General features: G+C 68.9%; 20 protein-coding genes. 12 read left to right on the top strand and 8 right to left on the bottom strand.

Annotation, left to right across the window (positions count from 1 at the left end; translation table 11 throughout):
- The first annotated feature begins 78 nt into the window (after positions 1-78).
- Positions 79-1,326: an MFS transporter gene (locus A6A40_RS28845; protein ID WP_108549262.1), complete on the top strand. Its 1,248-nt coding sequence runs from the start codon at positions 79-81 to the stop codon at positions 1,324-1,326.
- A gap of 10 nt (positions 1,327-1,336) precedes the next feature.
- Here A6A40_RS28845 and A6A40_RS28840 read toward each other — a convergent pair whose 3' ends face one another.
- Positions 1,337-1,618, bottom strand: coding sequence for a GNAT family N-acetyltransferase (locus tag A6A40_RS28840; protein ID WP_108549261.1), 282 nt, complete (start codon positions 1,616-1,618; stop codon positions 1,337-1,339).
- Between the two features lie 53 nt (positions 1,619-1,671).
- The gene (locus A6A40_RS28835) at positions 1,672-2,457 is read right to left on the bottom strand and encodes an SDR family oxidoreductase (protein WP_108549260.1); all 786 of its coding nucleotides are present in this window, start codon (positions 2,455-2,457) and stop codon (positions 1,672-1,674) included.
- A gap of 342 nt (positions 2,458-2,799) precedes the next feature.
- Here A6A40_RS28835 and A6A40_RS28830 point away from each other — a divergent pair, with 342 nt between their 5' ends.
- A complete protein-coding gene (locus tag A6A40_RS28830; RefSeq protein WP_108549259.1) occupies positions 2,800-2,994 on the top strand; it encodes a hypothetical protein in 195 nt (64 codons plus the stop codon).
- Positions 2,995-3,188: 194 nt separating this feature from the next.
- Positions 3,189-3,548, top strand: coding sequence for a hypothetical protein (locus tag A6A40_RS28825; RefSeq protein WP_108549258.1), 360 nt, complete (start codon positions 3,189-3,191; stop codon positions 3,546-3,548).
- A gap of 39 nt (positions 3,549-3,587) precedes the next feature.
- Here A6A40_RS28825 and A6A40_RS28820 read toward each other — a convergent pair whose 3' ends face one another.
- From A6A40_RS28820 to A6A40_RS28795, 6 genes are read right to left on the bottom strand one after another with little or no spacing between them, the layout of a single operon-like run.
- Positions 3,588-4,397 (bottom strand): quinoprotein dehydrogenase-associated SoxYZ-like carrier, encoded by an 810-nt coding sequence (locus A6A40_RS28820; RefSeq protein WP_108549257.1) that lies wholly within the window; start codon positions 4,395-4,397, stop codon positions 3,588-3,590.
- A 26-nt stretch (positions 4,398-4,423) separates the two neighbouring features.
- Complete coding sequence (locus A6A40_RS28815) at positions 4,424-5,338, bottom strand: quinoprotein relay system zinc metallohydrolase 2 (protein WP_108549256.1); 915 nt, start codon at positions 5,336-5,338, stop codon at positions 4,424-4,426.
- Positions 5,323-6,207, bottom strand: coding sequence for a triphosphoribosyl-dephospho-CoA synthase (locus A6A40_RS28810; protein WP_167562549.1), 885 nt, complete (start codon positions 6,205-6,207; stop codon positions 5,323-5,325). The genes A6A40_RS28815 and A6A40_RS28810 overlap by 16 nt, the downstream gene beginning before the upstream one ends.
- 4 nt (positions 6,208-6,211) lie before the next feature.
- Complete coding sequence (gene mch / locus A6A40_RS28805; protein WP_108549255.1) at positions 6,212-7,177, bottom strand: methenyltetrahydromethanopterin cyclohydrolase; 966 nt, start codon at positions 7,175-7,177, stop codon at positions 6,212-6,214.
- Positions 7,177-8,094 (bottom strand): NAD(P)-dependent methylenetetrahydromethanopterin dehydrogenase, encoded by a 918-nt coding sequence (locus A6A40_RS28800; RefSeq protein WP_108549254.1) that lies wholly within the window; start codon positions 8,092-8,094, stop codon positions 7,177-7,179. Before A6A40_RS28800 ends, mch begins: the two co-directional genes overlap by 1 nt.
- Before the next feature lie 29 nt (positions 8,095-8,123).
- Positions 8,124-9,140 (bottom strand): beta-ribofuranosylaminobenzene 5'-phosphate synthase family protein, encoded by a 1,017-nt coding sequence (locus tag A6A40_RS28795; protein WP_108549519.1) that lies wholly within the window; start codon positions 9,138-9,140, stop codon positions 8,124-8,126.
- Positions 9,141-9,466: 326 nt separating this feature from the next.
- On the opposite strand from A6A40_RS28795, the gene A6A40_RS28790 reads away from it, so the two are divergent.
- From A6A40_RS28790 to pqqA, 9 genes are all read left to right on the top strand, one after another.
- Positions 9,467-10,735 carry a molybdopterin-binding domain-containing protein gene (locus A6A40_RS28790; protein ID WP_108549253.1) on the top strand — a complete coding sequence of 423 codons (1,269 nt, stop codon included), beginning with the start codon at positions 9,467-9,469 and terminating at the stop codon, positions 10,733-10,735.
- Positions 10,729-12,396 (top strand): formylmethanofuran dehydrogenase subunit A, encoded by a 1,668-nt coding sequence (locus A6A40_RS28785; protein ID WP_108549252.1) that lies wholly within the window; start codon positions 10,729-10,731, stop codon positions 12,394-12,396. The genes A6A40_RS28790 and A6A40_RS28785 overlap by 7 nt, the downstream gene beginning before the upstream one ends.
- A complete protein-coding gene (gene fhcD, locus A6A40_RS28780) occupies positions 12,396-13,307 on the top strand; it encodes a formylmethanofuran--tetrahydromethanopterin N-formyltransferase (RefSeq protein ID WP_108549251.1) in 912 nt (303 codons plus the stop codon). Before A6A40_RS28785 ends, fhcD begins: the two co-directional genes overlap by 1 nt.
- The gene (locus A6A40_RS28775) at positions 13,304-14,059 is read left to right on the top strand and encodes a formylmethanofuran dehydrogenase subunit C (RefSeq protein ID WP_108549250.1); all 756 of its coding nucleotides are present in this window, start codon (positions 13,304-13,306) and stop codon (positions 14,057-14,059) included. Before fhcD ends, A6A40_RS28775 begins: the two co-directional genes overlap by 4 nt.
- 97 nt (positions 14,060-14,156) lie before the next feature.
- On the top strand, positions 14,157-15,296 hold the full coding sequence (locus tag A6A40_RS28770; RefSeq protein ID WP_236784124.1) for an ABC transporter substrate-binding protein: 1,140 nt from the start codon (positions 14,157-14,159) through the stop codon (positions 15,294-15,296).
- A 16-nt stretch (positions 15,297-15,312) separates the two neighbouring features.
- Complete coding sequence (locus A6A40_RS28765; protein ID WP_108549248.1) at positions 15,313-16,284, top strand: PQQ-dependent catabolism-associated beta-propeller protein; 972 nt, start codon at positions 15,313-15,315, stop codon at positions 16,282-16,284.
- 121 nt (positions 16,285-16,405) lie between these two features.
- Positions 16,406-16,804, top strand: a complete 399-nt coding sequence (locus tag A6A40_RS28760; RefSeq protein WP_108549247.1) for a hypothetical protein — start codon at positions 16,406-16,408, stop codon at positions 16,802-16,804.
- A 309-nt stretch (positions 16,805-17,113) separates the two neighbouring features.
- Positions 17,114-17,641 carry a formaldehyde-activating enzyme gene (fae, locus tag A6A40_RS28755; RefSeq protein WP_174718558.1) on the top strand — a complete coding sequence of 176 codons (528 nt, stop codon included), beginning with the start codon at positions 17,114-17,116 and terminating at the stop codon, positions 17,639-17,641.
- A 219-nt stretch (positions 17,642-17,860) separates the two neighbouring features.
- On the top strand, positions 17,861-18,160 hold the full coding sequence (pqqA, locus tag A6A40_RS32525; protein ID WP_418208642.1) for a pyrroloquinoline quinone precursor peptide PqqA: 300 nt from the start codon (positions 17,861-17,863) through the stop codon (positions 18,158-18,160).
- Positions 18,161-18,162: the final 2 nt, after the last annotated feature.

Here is an 18,162-nt window from a genome sequence, read left to right as displayed (position 1 = left end):
GTGGAGTCCCGTCATGCACCATCGCCTCCCCACTTTTTTACCGGCCACCATGCGCTGACGACGGACGGGAGGTATGGCATGACATCGGTTGCGCGTTCGGTCGCCTCGCTGCTGCTCGGCGTGGCTTTCCTGATGCTGGGGAACGGTGCCCTGTCCACCCTGATCGGGCTGCGCCTGTCGGCGACGGAGTCCGGGCCCACGGCAGTCGGGCTGATCACGGCGGCCTTCTATGCCGGGCTGACGCTGGGGTCGCTCTACGCCCACCGCGTCATCGCCCGCGTCGGCCATATCCGGTCCTTTTCCGCCTTCGCCTCGATCGTCTCGGTGTCGGCTCTGGCCCATGCGCTGTTCGTCGACGTGCCGTTCTGGGCCTTGCTGCGGCTGGCGCAGGGCTTCTGCATGGCCGGCCTCTACATGTGCATCGAAAGCTGGCTGAACGGCACCGCGACGAACGAAAGCCGCGGGCAGATGCTGTCGGCCTACATGGTGACTTTGTATGGCGCTTCGGGCATCGGACAGCAGCTGTTGCGGCTGGACGACGAGGCCGGGGTCCGGATCTTCATGATCGTATCGATCCTGATGTCGCTGGCCCTGGTGCCGGTAGCCCTGACGCGGACCACGCCGCCGCAATTGCCGAAGGTTTCCTCCTTCGGTGTCCGGCGGCTCTACGAGAGTTCGCCGCTGGGGGTGGCCGGCGTCTTCATCAGCGGGGCGATCACCGGGTCGATCTATGGGTTGGCGCCGGTGTTCGGTGCGGCTTCCAGCTTCGGGGTGTCGGGAACGGCGCTGTTCATGTCGGCGCTGATCCTGGGCGGCATGGCCCTGCAATGGCCGCTCGGCAAGCTGTCGGACCGGTTCGACCGGCGCACCGTGATCATCGGTCTGTCGGCCGCACTGTCGCTGACCAGCCTTGGAATGATCGCCGCCGCCGGAATGGACCAGCCGCTGGCCTTGATGCTGGTCGCGCCGCTGTTCGGCGGCCTGTCCTTCACGCTCTATCCCGTCTGCCTCGCCCACACCAACGACTATGTGCGGCGGGAGGATCTGGTGTCGGCCAGCGGCGGCCTGATCCTCGCCAACTCCATCGGCGCCATCATCGGGCCGCCGCTGGCATCGGCGATGATGTCCGCCGGCGGGCCTGAGGGGCTGTTCGCCTTCATCGCCGGTGGCGCCCTCTGTGCCACGCTGTATGGCCTGTGGCGCACCCGCGTCCGCCCGCCGCTGCCGGCCGAGGCACAGGCGGCCTTCCGCGCCCTGCCCCAGACCACGCCGACGGTCGGCCCGCTGGACCCGCTCGGCCCCCTGAAGCCGCCACTGCCGCAATAATGGACCCAACCTACTCCACGAGGTCGGCGTAGTCGGGATGGCGCTTGATGTAGCCCTCGATGAAGGAGCAGAGCGGCAGCGCCTTCTTCCCCTGGGCGCGGACATCCTCCAGGGCGCCCTTGGCCAACGCCGACCCGACACCCTTGCCGGACATGCTTTCCGGAACGTGGGTGTGGGTGAAGACGATCTTGTCCTCCCGCAGCTCGTACTCGGCCACCGCGGTGGCGCCGTCGATGGTCAGCTCGTAGCGGTTGAGCTGCTCGTTGTTCCGCACGGTTTCAGTCACGCTCATGGGAGTTCCGCCTTTTCCGACCGGTCGTTTGATGTCCAACAAATGCCCGAACCTCAGCCGACCATCAAGGATTCCGCCCCGTCGATCCACACCGGCGTGCTGCTGATGTGCTTGGCCCGGTCCGACGCCAGGAACAGGGCGAGTTCGGCCACGTCGACGCTGTCACCGGATTTTCCGCCGGTCAGAGGAACCTTGCCCTCGGGATACTCGATCGGGACCCGCAGGGACTCGAGGTTGCGGGACCGGGTGTTGTCGGGGATTTCCGTATCGACGATGCCGGGGCAGATGGCGTTGACGCGGATGCGGTCCTTCGCCAGTTCCAGCGCCAGCATCTTCACCATCGCGACCTGGGCGGCCTTGCTGCAGGAATAGGCGGTGGCGCCCGTGTTGCTGAACACCCGCGTGCCGTTGATCGAGGCCGTGACGATCACCGACCCGCCGCCCGCCTTCTTCAGATGCGGAACGGTATGGTGCAGCGTCAGGTAGGTGCCGCGCAGGTTGGTGTCGATGGTGCGGTCCCATTCCTCCGGCGTCAGTTCGTCGATGGCCGCCCAGACGCCGTTGATGCCGGCATTGGCGAAGACGATGTCGATCCGCCCATATTCCGCCGCCAGCCGCTCCACCGCCTGCCGCATCGCCGCGTCGTCGCCGACGTCGGCGGGCAGCGCCAGCGCCTTGCCGCCGGCAGCCACGATCTCCTCGGCGGTCTTGCGGATCTCGTCCTCGGTGCGGCTCAGCACCCCGACGCTGGCTCCCGCCCTGGCGAACAGCACCGCAGACGCCTTGCCGATGCCCGACCCGGCGCCGGTGACCAGCGCGACCTTTCCCGACAACTCCATGACCTTCGACTCCACCCAAGACCAATGAGACGGGAAAGCCAACCATGGGACCGCCGTTCGGTTCCCGTCTTGCACCCGTGTCGTCGGGTCTTGCGGTCCTGGCCAGGCCAGGCTGTACGGCCCAGGAAGTGCGAACGATCGTTGAATCGGGACAGTGGATGTGGTCCTGATCGTCATGCACACCTGTTCATGCACAGATGGCCGTGCATATTGGGGATGTCTTACATCAGATGCCTTGACTCGGCCCCCCGCCTGTTGTGCAGTGCAACATAACCATGAAATGAGCCCGAACGGCGGAGGTCAAACGGGGTCGCCCGCAACATTCCTGACTCTGGAGATGTCATGATCGAGTTGCTTTTCGTGGTCTGCCTCGTGTCCAGCCCCGACCGCTGCACCATCGAACGTCCATCGTTCCAGGAGCCCTTCTCCAACGTGATGACCTGTTCGCGCAACGGCATGTTCCGCGCCGCCGAGTGGGCCGAACAGCACCCGAAATACACGGTCCGCCGCTGGAAGTGCGAACCGCGTCAGGTCTGATCCTGCGGATGCCTCCCGCCGCTGACGCGGCCCCCTTGGCCCTCTCCCTCGCGTCCACTCCGAAAGAGGCCCCACTCCTTTGGAGTGGACGAGCTCATTCCGTCCCGATGATTGTTATGCAGGGAAACCATCACGGATGAACCGTCGCGGCTTTCCGCCTGCGACCCATAGGCAAGAGGGGGAGAATTCCGGCCATGCCAGTCCGCATCGCGCTTGTCCTCGCGGCAATCTTCCTCGGAACGGCCCCGCCGTCAGCGCTTTCCGCCGCTGCCGGTCCGGCCAACGACTACCCCACGGCGGCGCGGGCCGATTACGTGATCGCCTGCATGGCGGCAAACGGCCAGTCCCACATCGTCATGGAGAAATGCGCCTGCAGCATCGACGCCATCGCCGACCGCATCACCTATGACGACTACACCGCCATCGAGACGGTGAAGGTGATGACCGACCTGCCGGGCGAGCGGGCGGGGATCTTCCGCAGTTCCGGTTGGGCCAAGGACCTGATGGACCGCTTCCGTCAGGCCCAGGTCGCCGCCGACCGCCAGTGCTTTTGAGGCAAGTGCTTTTGAGGCGCGCCTCTTTGCGGTTCGCCGTCAGCCGCCCCCGGCCGCCAGCGGAACCGTCCGGCTGAAGGTGGCGCCCTTGGTGTCCTTGGCGGACACCTCCAGGCTGCCGCCCTTTACGGGAACGAAGCTGAAGCGCAGATTCGGGTCCTCGCTGATCGAAATGTCGGTGTCCGCCTCCAGCACCGTTTGCCCACCGATGCGGATGATGATCGACTGGATGTAATGGGCGGGGATGTAGGTGCGGCTGACCTGATCGAACTGAAGGCCGCTGGCGTTGGGATGGCTGATCAGCAGTTGCGCGTCGGCCGGGACGCCGGCCCCGACGGTCTCCGGCAGTTTCACCTTGATGCGGCCGAGCCGCGCCATCGCTTCCTGCGGGTCCTTGAGGGCCGGCGCGGAACAGCCGCCGGCCGCCTTCACGAAAGCCCGCGTCATCAACAGGCGCCCGTCCTGCGTCTCGCCCACGGCGCGGAGGTTGGTGTACTCGTTGACACGCAGGCGGGTCTCGATGCTGCTGCCGGCGCTGGCCGGGCCATAGCGGAAGGTGGCCGCCAGCGGCACCGGGTTCTTGTCCACCAGCAGCGACAGCGACTTCAGGCGAAGGGAAGGATCGACCTCCACCCGCACCGGCACCAGCGCCGCGTCGTGGGCGCGCGCCGGGGCATCGATCCGCATCCGGTCGCCGGCCTCCTCGACCGGACGGTCCTTGAAATACATGTCGCGCAGCAGGTCCCAGCGCGCGGCATCCTCCACCGCATCGGTGGCGGCGAGCGCAGGCATGGACAGCAGCATCAGGCCCCCCGCCAGCAGCGGAGCCCGCATCGGACGTCCGGTCATCGCTTCCTCCCTCCCGTATCGCGCTCCTATTCCCATTCCAACTCGGCGAAGGTCGCCGTCACGTTGCGCGGATTGTACACGTCGAACAACAGCCAGCGGTGCCGTTCCTCCTCCGCCACATGCGCGACGGCCTCCTGAATGCTGCCGCCGGCCTTCTGCACCCGCCGCACCCCCTCCACCAGCGTGGTGAGGTAGCGCCGCAGGGGATCCAGCGCACCCGGCCAGTCGACAACCGCGGGGCCGTGGCCGGGGACGGCGCGCAGCGCCGGAATGCGCTCCAGCGCGTCGATCACGCGCAGCCAGCCCACCGCGCTGCCGTCCACCGCCGGCAGATGGTCGAGAAACAGCAGGTCGCCGGCGAACAGTGTCCCGGTCTGCCGGTCGAAGACGGTCAGGTCGTTGTTGGTGTGCGCCGTCGGATGGGCTGTCAGGACGATGATGCGGCCGCCAAGGTCGATCAGCAACTCCTCCCGCACCGGCCGGTCCACCCGCAGCGGTGCGATCCCGGCCGCCGCCTCCGCCCCCAGTTCGTCGGCCAACCGGCGCCGGTAGACCTCGATGCGGGCGGCCAGCGCGTCGCGCAGGTTGGCGTGGCCGACGACCGGAACCCCGTCGAAGGCGGCGTTTCCGAACAGATGGTCGGGGTGCATGTGGGTGTTGATGACGACGACCGGCAGCTTGTCGGTCCGGGCGTCGATGGTCTCGCGCAGGCGGCGGCCAAGCTCCGGCGTGCCGCCGGTGTCGATCACCGCCACGCCGCTGCCGCCGACGATGAAGCCGATGTTGGCGGTGTCGCCGCGATTGTCCGGCGCCGGTTCGGCGATGACGCCCTGATGGACGAAGATGCCGGGCGCGATCTCCGTCACGGCGAGCGGCTCCGCCCATGCGGGCGCCGCGGTGGCGACCGACACCATGGCGGCAAGGATCAGGCGGACGCCCATGCCACCCTCCCCCTCGGGGTCTCCCCGGCGCCGCCCGACCGGTCCCCATCCTCCAGCCAATGGGCAAAGAGGCTGGCGACGGTGAGGTCGGCGGAGGTGCCGGGGTTGATGCCCTGCCATTTCAGCCTTGCGTCGAAGGCGAACAGGTGGTCGTGCCGGACGGCGTCCGACGTTTCCGCCGCCAACTGCCGGCGCACCTCCTGCGCCTCGGCCATCAGGCCCGCCGCCACCGCCTCCCCCTGCTTGCGCAGGACGTGGCTGTCGGGGAAGGCGGTCAGGAAGTCCAGATAGACCGCTTCGGCCATCGATACGGCATCCTTGCCAGTGAAAGCGAGCGCACGGGCAACGCCGATCCCGAACACGTCGCGGTAGCCATCGGCATATTGGGCGGCGATGCGGTCGCGCGAGCGCGCCGCGGCCATGGCGGTACGCAAATCCACCGTCGCAGGGCCGGCGACGTCATGCTCCGCCGCGCGGCCCAGCCCGCCGGGTGACGCAAGGCGGATCGCCTCATAAACGGCTTCGGCGTCCTGCACGCTCAGCTCCTCCAGCACGGCGCACACCCTGTCGTGGAGCGGACAGGTCGGCGGCATCTCCGCAGCACGCGCCAATGGGGCGGTCAGAAGCAGGATGCCGAGGTTGGTGTTGCAGTTCACCGCCGCCCGCGTCGCCCGCACCGCCCGAAGGATCCGCTCCCCCACCGATGCGCCCGGCCGTGCGATTTCCGGCGCCGCAACATCCGCCGACAGCAGGAAGTCCGCCACCGTCATGCCGTGGCCGGCGGCATGCACATGGACGTTGCCGGGCTTCAGCGCCATCACCTCCACCCGGCAGACGGCCATGAACAGCTCGGCTATGCCGGGAATCACCCCATCACCCCCCGAAGGACCGGTCGAGCATGCCCGACGCAAGATGCCCGCCATGGAAGCTGCGGCCGGACTCCAGCGCCGTCACCACGGCGCGGGCCGGCGCGAACAGCAGCGGGTCGATGGCATAGAAGTCCTTGTTCACCGCAGCGAACACCTCGGCGAAGGGGCGCCCGTAGTCGCGCGATTCCGTGCTGGGCAGGCGCTGCGCCAGATCGGCGGCGGCATCGTCGGGGCCGGTGACGAACAGCTGGACGGTGCCGCCGAACAGGATGGCGTCGTTGGTCCGCCCCATCGCCTCGACGAAGCCCTTGCCCGGCGGCGGCAGGGGGGCGACGCCGATGCCGTCGACGACGTCGTGCAGCGGAAAGCCCAGCGCATGCACCTTGTGCAGGGCGACCTCCAGCACGCGGGCGACGATCTGGACGGTGCCGGCGAGGCTCGCCGTCGGGGTCAGCACCAGGGTCAGCCGCTCCGGCGCCACTCCGCAATCGGCGGCGATCCGCTCCACCAGCAGGGCCGGCGGAACCGTGCCGCTTTCCAGGACCAGGACGGCATGGTCACCGCTATCGCCGTAGCCCAGCTCGTCGAACAGCGTCTCCTTGCGGGCCATGGCGCGTCCGGGTCCGGAACCCAGCGCGAAGAAGGACCCGGCTTCGTCCTTGTGCGACAGGCTCCACCCCGCATATTGGCTGCCGAGGCAGGCGAGCACCGGGTCGGTGCTGTGCACCGCCACCTGGAAGGGCCAGCGGTCGGATTGGGTGTCGGCCTGCAGCGTCACCCGGCCGAGGCCGCCCATGCACAGCTCGGCGATGCGGCGTCCGGCCTCCAGCCCTCCCGGCCGGGCGATCCCGCCATCGACGACCGTCGCACCGGCAACGCGGTCGATGCCGATCCGCAATTGCGCCGCATCGGCGACCAGTGCGGCGGCGAGCGGGGCGGAGAGTGCCGACAGGCTGGGGCGATCCTGCATCACGATGCCTTTCCGGCGATGGTCCGCGCCGCGTCCATGGCGTCCTGGAAATCGAAGGCGACGGCGGTGCCGCCGGTCTGCATCCGCTCCAGCAGATGGTGCTGGACCTTGAACTTGACGTTGCCGATGGCGAGCGCGCCGATGCCGACGGCGCCGGATGCGGCGCCGGATGAGGTGGGCAAGGCAACCCCGTCGTCCTGCACGCCGACGCCCTCCACCCCGGCCGGCGGCACGGCGTTGATGTCAGCCGCCACCCGCAGGCGCGTGGCCGCGCGCAGATCCTCGGCGGACAGCACCGTGATCCCGGCCTTGCCGCAGGCCAGCACCACCTCCGCCCGCTCCAGCAGAGCCGCCTTGCCGCCGCTCGCCGTGTCGGCGCAGGACAGCGTCACGCCATAGCGGCGCCCGAACTCCTCCGCCTTGCCCTGCACCGCCGACACGCCGCGGTGGCTGACCAGGGTGACGTTGCCGCCTGCCTGCGCGGCGATCAGCCCGGCGATGCCGCCGACCACGCCGGTCGCGCCATAGACCTGGACGTCCAGCCCGCTGAGACCGTCCAGCCCGGCCCGCCGCAGGGCACGCTCCACCACCGCGACCATGGCGGCGGCGGTGGTGAAGGCGCCGGAGGGGTCGGCGAAGACCGAGATCTGGAAGGGCGGGAACATCGCCTTGCGGGCCACGTCGAGCATGTCCAGCGCCATCGCCGCATCGCGCCCGCCGATGAACAGGCCGGTGCGCGCCGCGTTCTTCGGGTCGCGGGAGAACATGGCATCCTGGGTCAGGGCTTCGACCTGCGCGGTCTCGATGCCGGTGTAGGGGACCACCATGTCGATACCGGCATCCACCGCCATGTTGACGTCGAACGGGCTGACATTCGCCAGCGGCGTGATCATGTGCAGCACGTAAGGGGCGCTCATGCCTGCCTCCCTTCTGTTGTTCACCTCTGCTATTCGCCCGCCGCCCTCCGGGCCGCAGGCACGAAGCCCGTCCCGGCGTTCACATTCTCCACCGTCGCGCCGACATTCCGGCCACGGCAGAACAGGACCTCCAGCGGCGATCCGGCCCAGCGGTCGCGCATCTCGCCGGCCAGCCGCTCCGCCGACGCGGCATCGCCGACGATGGCAAAGCCGGTCGGCCCCCAGGAGCTCTGGCCGAGGCCGGCGATCCCCTGCGCCTCCAGCCATGCCAGCACCTCCGCCACCAGCGGGCTGGTGAAGCGTCCGCCCTGCGCCGGGGCGAAATGGTCGCCGACGGTGCGCTGAAGCTCCCCCACAGCCCGGCCGAACGCCTCCACGTCGCGCTCCGCCAGGGCCGGGAGCGCCACCATCAGCATCAGCCGGCAGAGATGGGCCGCGGCATCCGGCGGAAAGGGCGGCAGCCGCCGGAAGGCGTCCGCCTCCGGCGCGCCGTGCAGTCCGTGCCCGCCGCGGTGGAGCAGAAGCAGGATGCGCCAGTCCTCGGGAAACTCGGCCCGCGCGATCAGCGGGGGCGCCGCATCCAGCCCGCCCCGGCCGCCGTCCAGCAGCACGCCGCCCTGCTCGAAGGCCGCCAGCCCGATGCCGGACCGCGCCCCCCGTTCCAGCGTGCGGGCCAGTTCGCGGGCGGCGGTGCGGCGCCCCTCCAGGCAGACCAGCGCCGCCGCGACCGCAAGGTCGGTCTGGGTGCCGGAGCCGAGCCCGACATGCGCCGGGATCGCCTCCTCCACCGTCACGGCGACCAAATCGGAAAGCCCGGCTTCCCGGCCCAGCCGTTCGATGCTGCGCCACACACGCTCGGCAGACGGGCCGTCGACGGTCAGCCGGTCGGCCGGGCGGATACGCAGGGTGATCGCCGGCCGGTCGATGGCGATACCCAGGCTGCCGAAGCGGCGCCCAAGCCCGCCATTGAGGTCGACGAAGCCGGCATGTAGGCGCGCGGGCGCATGGACCCGCACCTCCCCTATCCGATTGCGCTGGTGGCTCATCTGCATTCCCTTTGCGCGGGTCCCGGCACAATGTTAGCGTTGCAAACAAAATTGTCCGTAGCGCGAACGAGTATCTGTGCGCAGTAGCCCGAATGGGTGCGGATTCCCTGGAAGGAAATTTGGTCATGAATGGATCGACAGGCATGTCCGAAGCCGGCCATGTCGGAACAACAGCTTTTCCGTTCAGGGGCCGATGCTTGGACGGCTCCCAGCGAAGACGACCGCACATTTGAAATCCACCGCATGGGCTGCCCGCAATAGTTCCTGCGACCTATGCGACCCACTGCGAATCCAGGTTCATTCTCCGCTCAGGCGATTGGCGGGCCATGACCTTCCACCCCGAAATCCTCTGTCCGTTCTGCGGCCTGGGATGCGGCGACATCGGGATCGATCGGGACGATTCCGGCATCGCCCCCCGGCCCAGCGGCTGCCCGCAGGCCGACCGGCTGTTCCGCCGGCCCATGGCGGTGGCGACGGACGCCCGCATGGCCGGCACCCCCGTCGCCATGGACAGAGCCATCGCCGAGGCGGCGCGGCTGCTCGGCGCCGCGCGTGCGCCGCTGATCGCCGGGCTGGCCACCGATGTCGAGGGCGTGCTCGCCGCATTGACGCTCGCCGCACGCATCGGGGCGACGGTGGACCATGAGCGGTCCGACGCCCTGTTCCGCAACCTCGCGGTCCTGCGGCGCTTCGGCTGGTCGGTCACCACGCTGGCGGAGCTGCGCAACCGCTGCGACCTCGTCCTGGTCGTCGGGCCGGATCCGGCCGCCGCCTTCCCGCGCCTGTGGGAACGCTGGGTGGCACCGGCACCGGCCTTCGTCCCCGGCGGCGGCCGGAGCGTCGTCTTCCTGGGCGGGAAACCGCTGCCCGAGACCGTGCAATGCCTTGCCGGCCAGATCGAAACGCAGGGCATGGAGACCGACCCGCAGCCGGACCTCGCCACCCTGGTTACGAGACTGAGGACCGCACTGGCGGGCCGGACGGCGTCGAGCGATGCCCGGATGGCGGAACTGGCGGCCCGGCTGCGGGCCGCGCGCTATGCGGTGGTGGTGTGGGCGGCGGGGCTGTTCAACGGACCTCAGCCGGACCTGATCGTCGAAGCGCTGGCCCGGCTGGTCCGCACCGTGGACGGTACGACGCGCTGCGCCGGCCTGCCGCTGTCGGGTGCCGACAACCTGATCGGCGCCAACCAGGCCTGCACCTGGCGAACCGGCTTTCCTTTGCGCACCGGCTTCGACGCGGGCGCGCCGTTGCACGATCCCGACAGGTTCGACTGGCGGGCACGGCTGCGCGATGCCGACGTGACGCTGTGGATCTCCGCCTTTCGGCCCGAAGTGCCGGAGTTCGGCACCAGCGGCAGCGTCATCATGCTGGCGCCGCCGGAGACGGCCATCGCGCCCGAACCGGCGCTGTTCATCCCGGTGGGGACGCCGGGCATCGACCATGCCGGCGACGTGTTCCGCGCCGACAGCGTGGTGGCTCTGCATGCCGGCGCGCTGATCGACCGCGGCCTGCCCAGCGTTGCCGACGTGATCGGCCGGATGCTGGCGGCGCTGGAGCAATCCGCCGATACCAGGGAGAAAGCCGGATGCTGACGAAGCTTGCCGGCGGGCGGCTGTTCGACCCGGCCAACGGCCGGCATGGCGAGGTCGCCGACCTCTGGCTGCGCGACGACCGCATCGCCGCCGATCCGGGACCGGGTGCTGCGCCCGACGCCACCTATGACCTGACCGGAAAGGTGGTGATGGCCGGCGCCATCGACATCCACAGCCACATCGCCGGCGGCAAGGTCAACCTCGCCCGCCTGCTGATGGGGGAGGAGCACGAACACCACCGCTTCGCCGGCAGCGCCTGCGGCTGCGGCGGCGGCAGCGGGCTCGCCACCCCCTCCACCCACACGACCGGCGCCCGCTACATCGAGATGGGCTTCACCGCCGCCTTCGAGCCGGCGATGCTGGGCTCCAACGCCCGGCATGCGCATATGGAGATGGGCGACATCCCCTACATCGACACCGGCGGCTATCTGGTTCTGGGCAGCGACGATTTCCTGCTGGACCTGATCGCCACCAATGCCGGGCAGGCAGCGATCAACGACTATGTCGCCTGGATGCTGACCGCGACCCAGAGCCTTGCCGTCAAGGTGGTCAATCCCGGCGGCATCAACGCCTTCAAGTTCAACGCCCGCAGCCTCGACCTGGACGAGCCCGGACCCTATTACGGAGTCACCCCGCGCAGCGTCCTGACCGTGCTGGCCCGCGCGGTGTACGAGTTGGGGTTGCCCCACCCGCTGCATGTCCATGGCTGCAACCTGGGCGTTCCCGGCAACGTCGCCACGACGCTGGACACCATCCAGGCGGCGTCCGGCCTGCCGATGCACATGACGCACATCCAGTTCCACAGCTACGACACGGAGGGCGACCGCAAATTCTCCTCCGGCGCCGCGGCGCTGGCGGAGGCGGTGAACCGGACGCCGACCCTGTCGGTGGACATCGGACAGGTGATGTTCGGGCAGACGGTGACCGCGTCGGCCGACACCATGGCGCAGCGCCGCACCGCGCCGCTGGCCCACCCGCGCAAATGGCTGGCGATGGACATCGAATGCGACGCCGGCTGCGGCGTGGTGCCGTTCCGCTACCGCGACAACTCCTATGTCAACGCGCTGCAATGGGCGATCGGGCTGGAGCTGTTCCTCCTGCTGGACGATCCCTGGCGGGTGTTCCTGACCACCGACCACCCCAACGGCGCGCCCTTCACCTTCTATCCCGAGCTGATCCGGCTGCTGATGGACCGCGATTACCGGCTGGCCAAGCTGGCGGAAATCCACCCCGACGCGCCGGCCCACACCACGCTGGGCTCGATCACCCGCGAATACACGCTGGCGGAGATCGCCGTCATGACCCGTGCAGCGCCGTCGCGCATCCTGGGCCTTGCCGACCGCGGCCATCTGGCACCCGGCGCCTCGGCCGACGTCACCGTCTATACCGACCGGCCCGACCGCCGCGCCATGTTCGAGCGGCCGGATCTGGTCTTCAAGAGCGGCCGGCTGGTGGTGCGCGACGGGACGCTGGTGGCGATGGCCCAGGGCTGCACCCATGTCGTCCGCCCCGGCTTCGACGACCTGATCGAGCGCCGCATCGCCCGCCATTTCGACGAGCGCCTCGGCTTGTCCCTCAAGCATTTCCGCATCCGCGACGAGGAGATCCGCCACGGCGCCGGCCCCCTCCTCCACCCCTGCCGGCGGCGGGAGGTGCCGTGATGGCGGAGTTGCAGATCAACGGCGTGCGCATCGAGGACACCTTCGCCGAAGCCTTTCCGATGACCTACACGCGCCTCGTCATCACCGCCGACACGCCCGCCTGGGTCGATGCGGCGACCTCCAGCCTGACCGGCTTCGCCACGTCCGTCATCGGCTGCGGCTGCGAGGCGGCGGTGGAACGGCTGCTGACGCCGGAGGAGACGCCGGACAGCCGGCCGGGGGCGGCGGTGATGATCTTCGGCATGTCGACCGGCGACCTTGCCAAGCATGTCGTCAACCGGGTCGGGCAATGCGTCATGACCTCGCCAGGCTCCGCCTGCTATGCCGGGCTTCTCGACGGCGCCAAGCGCATCCCGCTCGGCGGCGGCCTGCGCTATTTCGGCGACGGGCATCAGATCGCCAAGACGTTCGGCGACCGCCGCTTCTGGCGCCTGCCGGTGATGGATGGGGAGTTCGTCTGCGAGGACAGCGTCGCCGTGGGCAAGGGCATCGGCGGCGGCAATTTCCTGATCCTGGCCGCCAGCCACCGCCAGTGCCTTGCCGCGGCGGAGGCGGCAGTGGCAGCGATCCGGCCGCTTCCCGGCATCATCCTGCCCTTCCCCGGCGGGGTGGTGCGCTCGGGCTCCAAGGTCGGGTCGAAATACAAGGCGCTGATCGCCTCCACCAACACCCGCTTCTGCCCGACCCTGCGGGCGGTCGAACCCGAAACCCTGCTGTCGCCCGATGTCGAGGCGGTGCTGGAGCTGGTACTGGACGGCACCGACGAGGCCACCATCCGCACCGGCATGCGCGCCGGGATCGCCGCAGCCGTTGCCGGCGGGACGGGTGCCGGCGTGCTGGCGATCACCGCCGGAAATTACGGCGGCAAGCTGGGGCCGCATCACTTCCATCTGCACAAGGTGATGGCATGAGCGGCCTGTCCCTGACCTATCGCGGCGACGCCGGCATCATGGTGGACATGTCCGCGCTGCTGCCGGAGCGGCTGGCCGGGCTGACGGCCGATGCCATCGCAGGGATGCCGCTGCCCTGCGGCGGCGGGTCGGCCCGGATCGGCGACCTGTTCGAGCTGTCGGCCGGCGACGCGGCGGAGGGACTGCTGATCCGGCCGGGCGGCGCCATCCTGCACCGGGTCGGCGCCGGCATGACGATGGGCCGCATCCTGGTCGCGGGCGACGCCGGCAACCATGCCGGTGCCGGGATGATCGGCGGACTGCTGCGCATCGACGGCAAGGCCGGCGACAGCCTGGGCGGCGTCCTGCCCGGACTGCCCCTGGGGATGCGCGGCGGGCTGATCAGCGTCGGCGGCGATGCCGGAGACCGGGTGGGCGAGCGGATGCGACGCGGGATCGTCGTCGTCGACGGCCGGGCCGGCGCCTACTCCGCCGCCTTCACGGTCGCCGGCACGCTCGCCGTCGCGGGCGGCTGCGGTCCGCATCCGGGCTTCGGCATGCGGCGCGGCACCCTGCTGCTGGGACGGCCGGCGAGCGCGGCGCCCGATGGCTTCGCCGACGGCGGCACGCGGGACTGGCTGTTCCTGCACCTGCTGCGCCGGGCGCTGGAGGGCACCGGAAGCTGGTTCGAGCGCGCGGGCACCACCCGCGCCCATCGCTTCATCGGCGATCTTGCGGAAGGAGGGCGAGGTGAGATTCTGGCCGTTGTCTAGGCGACGCTCCGACTTATCGAAGGCCACGGGACGAAGGCGCCTCATCGCCGCCCTGCCGCTCGCGGCACTTCTGTTTACGGCGCCGGCAGGAGCGGTCTTGGGCCAGGACTCCGGCGGGCAGGCGATCCTGATCGGCTTTCTCGGCCTGCAGGAGGACCCGCGCACGCCGGCCAGCTTCCTGGAACCGGTGGCGACCGACGAGGGGCTGCAGGGCGCCCGGCTGGCGCTGGCCGACAACAACTCCACCGGCATGTTCATGAACCAGAGCTTCCGGCTGGTGGAGCAGCTGCTGCCCCAGGACGGCGACCTTGCCGCCGGGCTCAAGGCGCTGGCGGACGAGGGCGTGCGCTTCGTCGTCGCCGACCTGCCGGGCGATGCGCTGATCCAGGTCGCCGAAAGGCCGGAGGCGCGGTCGATGCTGCTGTTCAACGCCCGCGCACCCGACGACGCGCTGCGCAACGAGCAGTGCCGGGCCAACATGCTGCACACCGCCGCCAGCCGGCGCATGCTGGCCGATGCCCTGGCGCAGTATCTCGCCTGGAAGAAATGGACGGGCTGGAGCCTGCTGATCGGCCGCGATCCCGGCGACGCGCTCTATGCCGACGCGGTGCGCCGCGCCGCCAAGCGCTTCGGCGGCCGGATCGTCGCCGAGAAGGGCTGGACCTTCGACACCGGCAACCGCCGCACCGACACCGGCGTCACCACCATCCAGTCCGACATCCCGCTCGCCACCCAGGGGCCGGACTACGACGTGCTGGTCGTCGCCGACGAGGCGGGGAATTTCGGCGACTACCTCGACGGCCGCACCTGGCATCCTCGGCCGGTGGCCGGCACCCAGGGACTGACCGCCACCGCCTGGTCGCGGGTGAACGAGCAGTGGGGCGGCACCCAGTTGCAAAGCCGGTTCGAGAAGCTGGCCGGCCGCTGGATGCTGCCGCGCGACTACGCCGCCTGGCTGGCGGTGCGCAGCGTGGGAGAGGCGGCGACCCGCACCGGCGGCGCCGGCTTCGACGACCTCGTCGCCTATCTGCACAGCCCCGATTTCGAATTGGCCGGCTTCAAGGGCGAAGCCCTGTCCTTCCGCAAATGGGACGGCCAGATGCGGCAACCCATCCTGATCGCCGGGCCGCGCATGCTGGTCTCGGTGTCGCCCCAGGAAGGGTTCCTGCACCCCGTGACGCCCCTCGACACGCTCGGCGACGATGCGCCGGAAAGCAAATGCCGTTTCAACCGTTGAAGAGGCGGACCACCCCATGCGTTCCTTGCTGTGCACCATTCTGTTCCTCGCCGCCCCGGTCCTGATCGCCGAGCCGGTGCTGGCCGAAACCATTTTCGTGTCCAACGAGAAGGACAACCAGATCGCCGTCGTGGACGGCGACAGCCTGCAGATCACCAACAAGATCAAGGTCGGCCGCCGCCCGCGCGGCATCACGCTCAGCGCCGACGGAACGCAGCTCTATGTCTGCGCCGGCGACGACAACCGTGTCGATGTGCTGGACATCGCCAGCGGCAAGGTGGTCCATTCCCTGCCCTCCGGCCCCGATCCGGAGCTGTTCGTCCTCTCCCCCGACGGCAACCGGCTGTATGTCGCCAACGAGGACGACAACATGGTGACCATCATCGACATCCCCAGCCGCAAGGCGGTCGGCAACATCCAGGTCGGGGTGGAGCCGGAAGGCATGGGCATCAGCCCAGACGGCAAGATCCTGGTCAACACCTCCGAAACCACCAACATGGCGCATTTCATCGACACCGAGAAACGCGCCGTCGTCGGCAACGTGCTGGTCGACAGCCGGCCGCGCGTCGCCCGCTTCAGCGACGACGGCAAGCATGTCTGGGTGTCCAGCGAGATCGGGGGCACGGTCAGCGTCATCGACGCTGCCACCCGCAAGGTGGTGAAGAAGATCCGCTTCGAGGTCACCGGCGTCCGCCGCGAAGCGATCCAGGCGGTCGGCATCCAGATGACCCGCGACGGCAAGCGCGCCTTCGTGGCGCTCGGCCCCGCCAACCGGATCGCCGAAATCGACACCGGGAGCTTCGAGGTTAAGCGCTATTTCCTGGTCGGCCAGCGCGTCTGGAACCTCGCCTTCTCGCCCGACGAAAAGCGGCTCTACACCACCAACGGCATCAGCAACGACCTGTCGGTGATCGACCTGGAGCGCAACAAGGTCATCAAGAGCATCCCCGTCGGCGGCGCGCCCTGGGGAGTCGTCGTCAAGCCGTGACCGGTTCACGCCGGGACAGGCGACCGGCTCACGGAACCGGCGGCCGCAGCGCCCGGTTGAGGGGAAAGGCCGGGTACGGCGGCGGCTGTCGGCGACGGCCCGGCCCTAGGGAGGTAGACTCATGACGATGAAGCTCTCCAGCGGCCCGGTCCGCGCCCTGGCCGGTGCGGCCGCCATCGGGGCCGGCATTTTCGGCGTGGCTGCCTTGGCCCCAGCGGCCTTCGCCCAATCCACCACCGGCACCACCACGCAGAACGCCCCGGCGGCGACCGAGGGACAGCTGCCGCCGGACTCCCTGCCCGGCCAACGCCAAGGCGCCATCGGCGGCACGCCGGTGCCTCAGGGCAGTTCCGGCACATCGGGCGGAACGACCACGGGAAGCGGCGCCGCGTCGCCGACCGGGCAGTTGCCCGACACATCGCTCCAGCAGCAGCGGCAGGGCACCATCGGCGGCGACCCGGTGACGCAAGGTGGAGCAGGAGGAAAGAGCGGATCGAGCGACACGCAAGGACAGCAGTGACGCCAACTCCAAGCCCGATCGCAGCCGCCGCAAAGATGGGGTAACGACAACCCTGCGGTCATGCCCTCCCAGTCGATCCTGGTGCGGCACAAAGACGGCGGCTGCGATTTCAAGGTACTCCGGACCCCTTTTGTGAGTTTGTAGAGCAAACCAACAAACTGGCATAATGCCCAGCGTGACCGACGCCGGGACCTCACCGACAATCCAGACGCCGCGTTACCGGCGCCTCACCTGGATCGAGCTGGCCGGCGTGACCGCATGACTGCGGCGGTCCTCCAATGATTTTCAAGAACATGGGAGAAAACGGCGATGGGCATGTGGCAGGGGTCATCCCCGAAAATCAATCGCGTGCTGGTGGGTGAGTCTCTGGTCGGCGACGGGAACGAAGTGGCCCACATCGACCTGATCATGGGGCCGCGCGGCAGTGCCGCCGAAACCGCATTCTGCAACGCGCTGACCAACAACAAGGACGGCTTCACCAGCCTGCTGGCGGTCATCGCCCCCAATCTCCAATGCAAGCCCTCGACCATCCTGTTCAACAAGGTCACCATCAAGGGCGCGGAACAGGCCGTCCAGATGTTCGGCCCCGCCCAGCACGGCGTGGCGAAGGCGGTCGCCGACTGCGTGGCCGAGGGCACCATCCCGCAGGACGAGATCGACAATATCTTCATCTGCGTCGGCGTCTTCATCCATTGGGAGGCGAAGGACAACGCCAAGATCCAGGACTACAATTACCGCGCCACCAAGGAAGCCATCGAACGCGCGGTGTCCGGCTATCCGACCGCCAAGGATCTGCAGAACCAGAAGGACACCGCGAAGCACCCGTTCGCCGCCTGAGTTCTCACCAGGACTCCTTCGGCGTGAAAGCCCCCCTCCCCCCGTGGGAGGGGGGCTTTTGCGATGGGGACTCGCGGCGGCCGCCTTGCTTGGGCTGAGCAGCGACAAAGGACCGAATACCTTCCGCCGTCGAACCATTCCGCTTCCTTCCATGCGCGGAAGATTGAGACCGGGCGCCGATAACTGACTTGCGGGAATTTCTCCTCAAATAAAAAGCCAATGCGATGTTGCGCCAGATCAGCGCCTAACAGGTTGATTTATTCCAATTCCAATGAAGTTCCGCCGCGCAGTTCATTTCGCATCGCACAAAGAACTAGCCTAAATTCTCACTTCGCTATCCGTTCGGGTGATGGTCGTCCTGGGACATCACCGGTACCATTTCCTAATGGGCCTCATGGCAATCATGCCGATCTGCCCATTCCAGCGGAGGAAACGGACATGAAGACCTGGCGCAAGCCGACGACCGCCGAAATCCGGGTCGGCACGGAGATCAACGCCTACGCCTGCGCCGGCCTGTAACC

It is taken from the genome of Azospirillum humicireducens, assembly GCF_001639105.2.
Classification (GTDB): Bacteria; Pseudomonadota; Alphaproteobacteria; order Azospirillales; family Azospirillaceae; genus Azospirillum; species Azospirillum humicireducens.
The sequence above is the reverse complement of the archived record's forward strand: the minus strand, read 5'-3'. Positions and strand labels throughout refer to the sequence as shown.

What these genes read in the sequence shown, in the direction of transcription:
- A6A40_RS28845 (WP_108549262.1), top strand. Translation starts at nt 79, where the DNA reads ATGACATCGGTTGCGCGTTCGGTCGCCTCGCTGCTGCTCGGCGTGGCT.
- A6A40_RS28840 (WP_108549261.1), bottom strand. Translation starts at nt 1,618, where the DNA reads ATGAGCGTGACTGAAACCGTGCGGAACAACGAGCAGCTCAACCGCTAC.
- A6A40_RS28835 (WP_108549260.1), bottom strand. Translation starts at nt 2,457, where the DNA reads ATGGAGTTGTCGGGAAAGGTCGCGCTGGTCACCGGCGCCGGGTCGGGC.
- A6A40_RS28830 (WP_108549259.1), top strand. Translation starts at nt 2,800, where the DNA reads ATGATCGAGTTGCTTTTCGTGGTCTGCCTCGTGTCCAGCCCCGACCGC.
- A6A40_RS28825 (WP_108549258.1), top strand. Translation starts at nt 3,189, where the DNA reads ATGCCAGTCCGCATCGCGCTTGTCCTCGCGGCAATCTTCCTCGGAACG.
- A6A40_RS28820 (WP_108549257.1), bottom strand. Translation starts at nt 4,397, where the DNA reads ATGACCGGACGTCCGATGCGGGCTCCGCTGCTGGCGGGGGGCCTGATG.
- A6A40_RS28815 (WP_108549256.1), bottom strand. Translation starts at nt 5,338, where the DNA reads ATGGGCGTCCGCCTGATCCTTGCCGCCATGGTGTCGGTCGCCACCGCG.
- mch (WP_108549255.1), bottom strand. Translation starts at nt 7,177, where the DNA reads ATGCAGGATCGCCCCAGCCTGTCGGCACTCTCCGCCCCGCTCGCCGCC.
- A6A40_RS28800 (WP_108549254.1), bottom strand. Translation starts at nt 8,094, where the DNA reads ATGAGCGCCCCTTACGTGCTGCACATGATCACGCCGCTGGCGAATGTC.
- A6A40_RS28795 (WP_108549519.1), bottom strand. Translation starts at nt 9,140, where the DNA reads ATGAGCCACCAGCGCAATCGGATAGGGGAGGTGCGGGTCCATGCGCCC.
- A6A40_RS28790 (WP_108549253.1), top strand. Translation starts at nt 9,467, where the DNA reads ATGACCTTCCACCCCGAAATCCTCTGTCCGTTCTGCGGCCTGGGATGC.
- A6A40_RS28785 (WP_108549252.1), top strand. Translation starts at nt 10,729, where the DNA reads ATGCTGACGAAGCTTGCCGGCGGGCGGCTGTTCGACCCGGCCAACGGC.
- fhcD (WP_108549251.1), top strand. Translation starts at nt 12,396, where the DNA reads ATGGCGGAGTTGCAGATCAACGGCGTGCGCATCGAGGACACCTTCGCC.
- A6A40_RS28775 (WP_108549250.1), top strand. Translation starts at nt 13,304, where the DNA reads ATGAGCGGCCTGTCCCTGACCTATCGCGGCGACGCCGGCATCATGGTG.
- A6A40_RS28765 (WP_108549248.1), top strand. Translation starts at nt 15,313, where the DNA reads ATGCGTTCCTTGCTGTGCACCATTCTGTTCCTCGCCGCCCCGGTCCTG.
- A6A40_RS28760 (WP_108549247.1), top strand. Translation starts at nt 16,406, where the DNA reads ATGACGATGAAGCTCTCCAGCGGCCCGGTCCGCGCCCTGGCCGGTGCG.
- fae (WP_174718558.1), top strand. Translation starts at nt 17,114, where the DNA reads ATGGGCATGTGGCAGGGGTCATCCCCGAAAATCAATCGCGTGCTGGTG.
- pqqA (WP_418208642.1), top strand. Translation starts at nt 17,861, where the DNA reads ATGCGATGTTGCGCCAGATCAGCGCCTAACAGGTTGATTTATTCCAAT.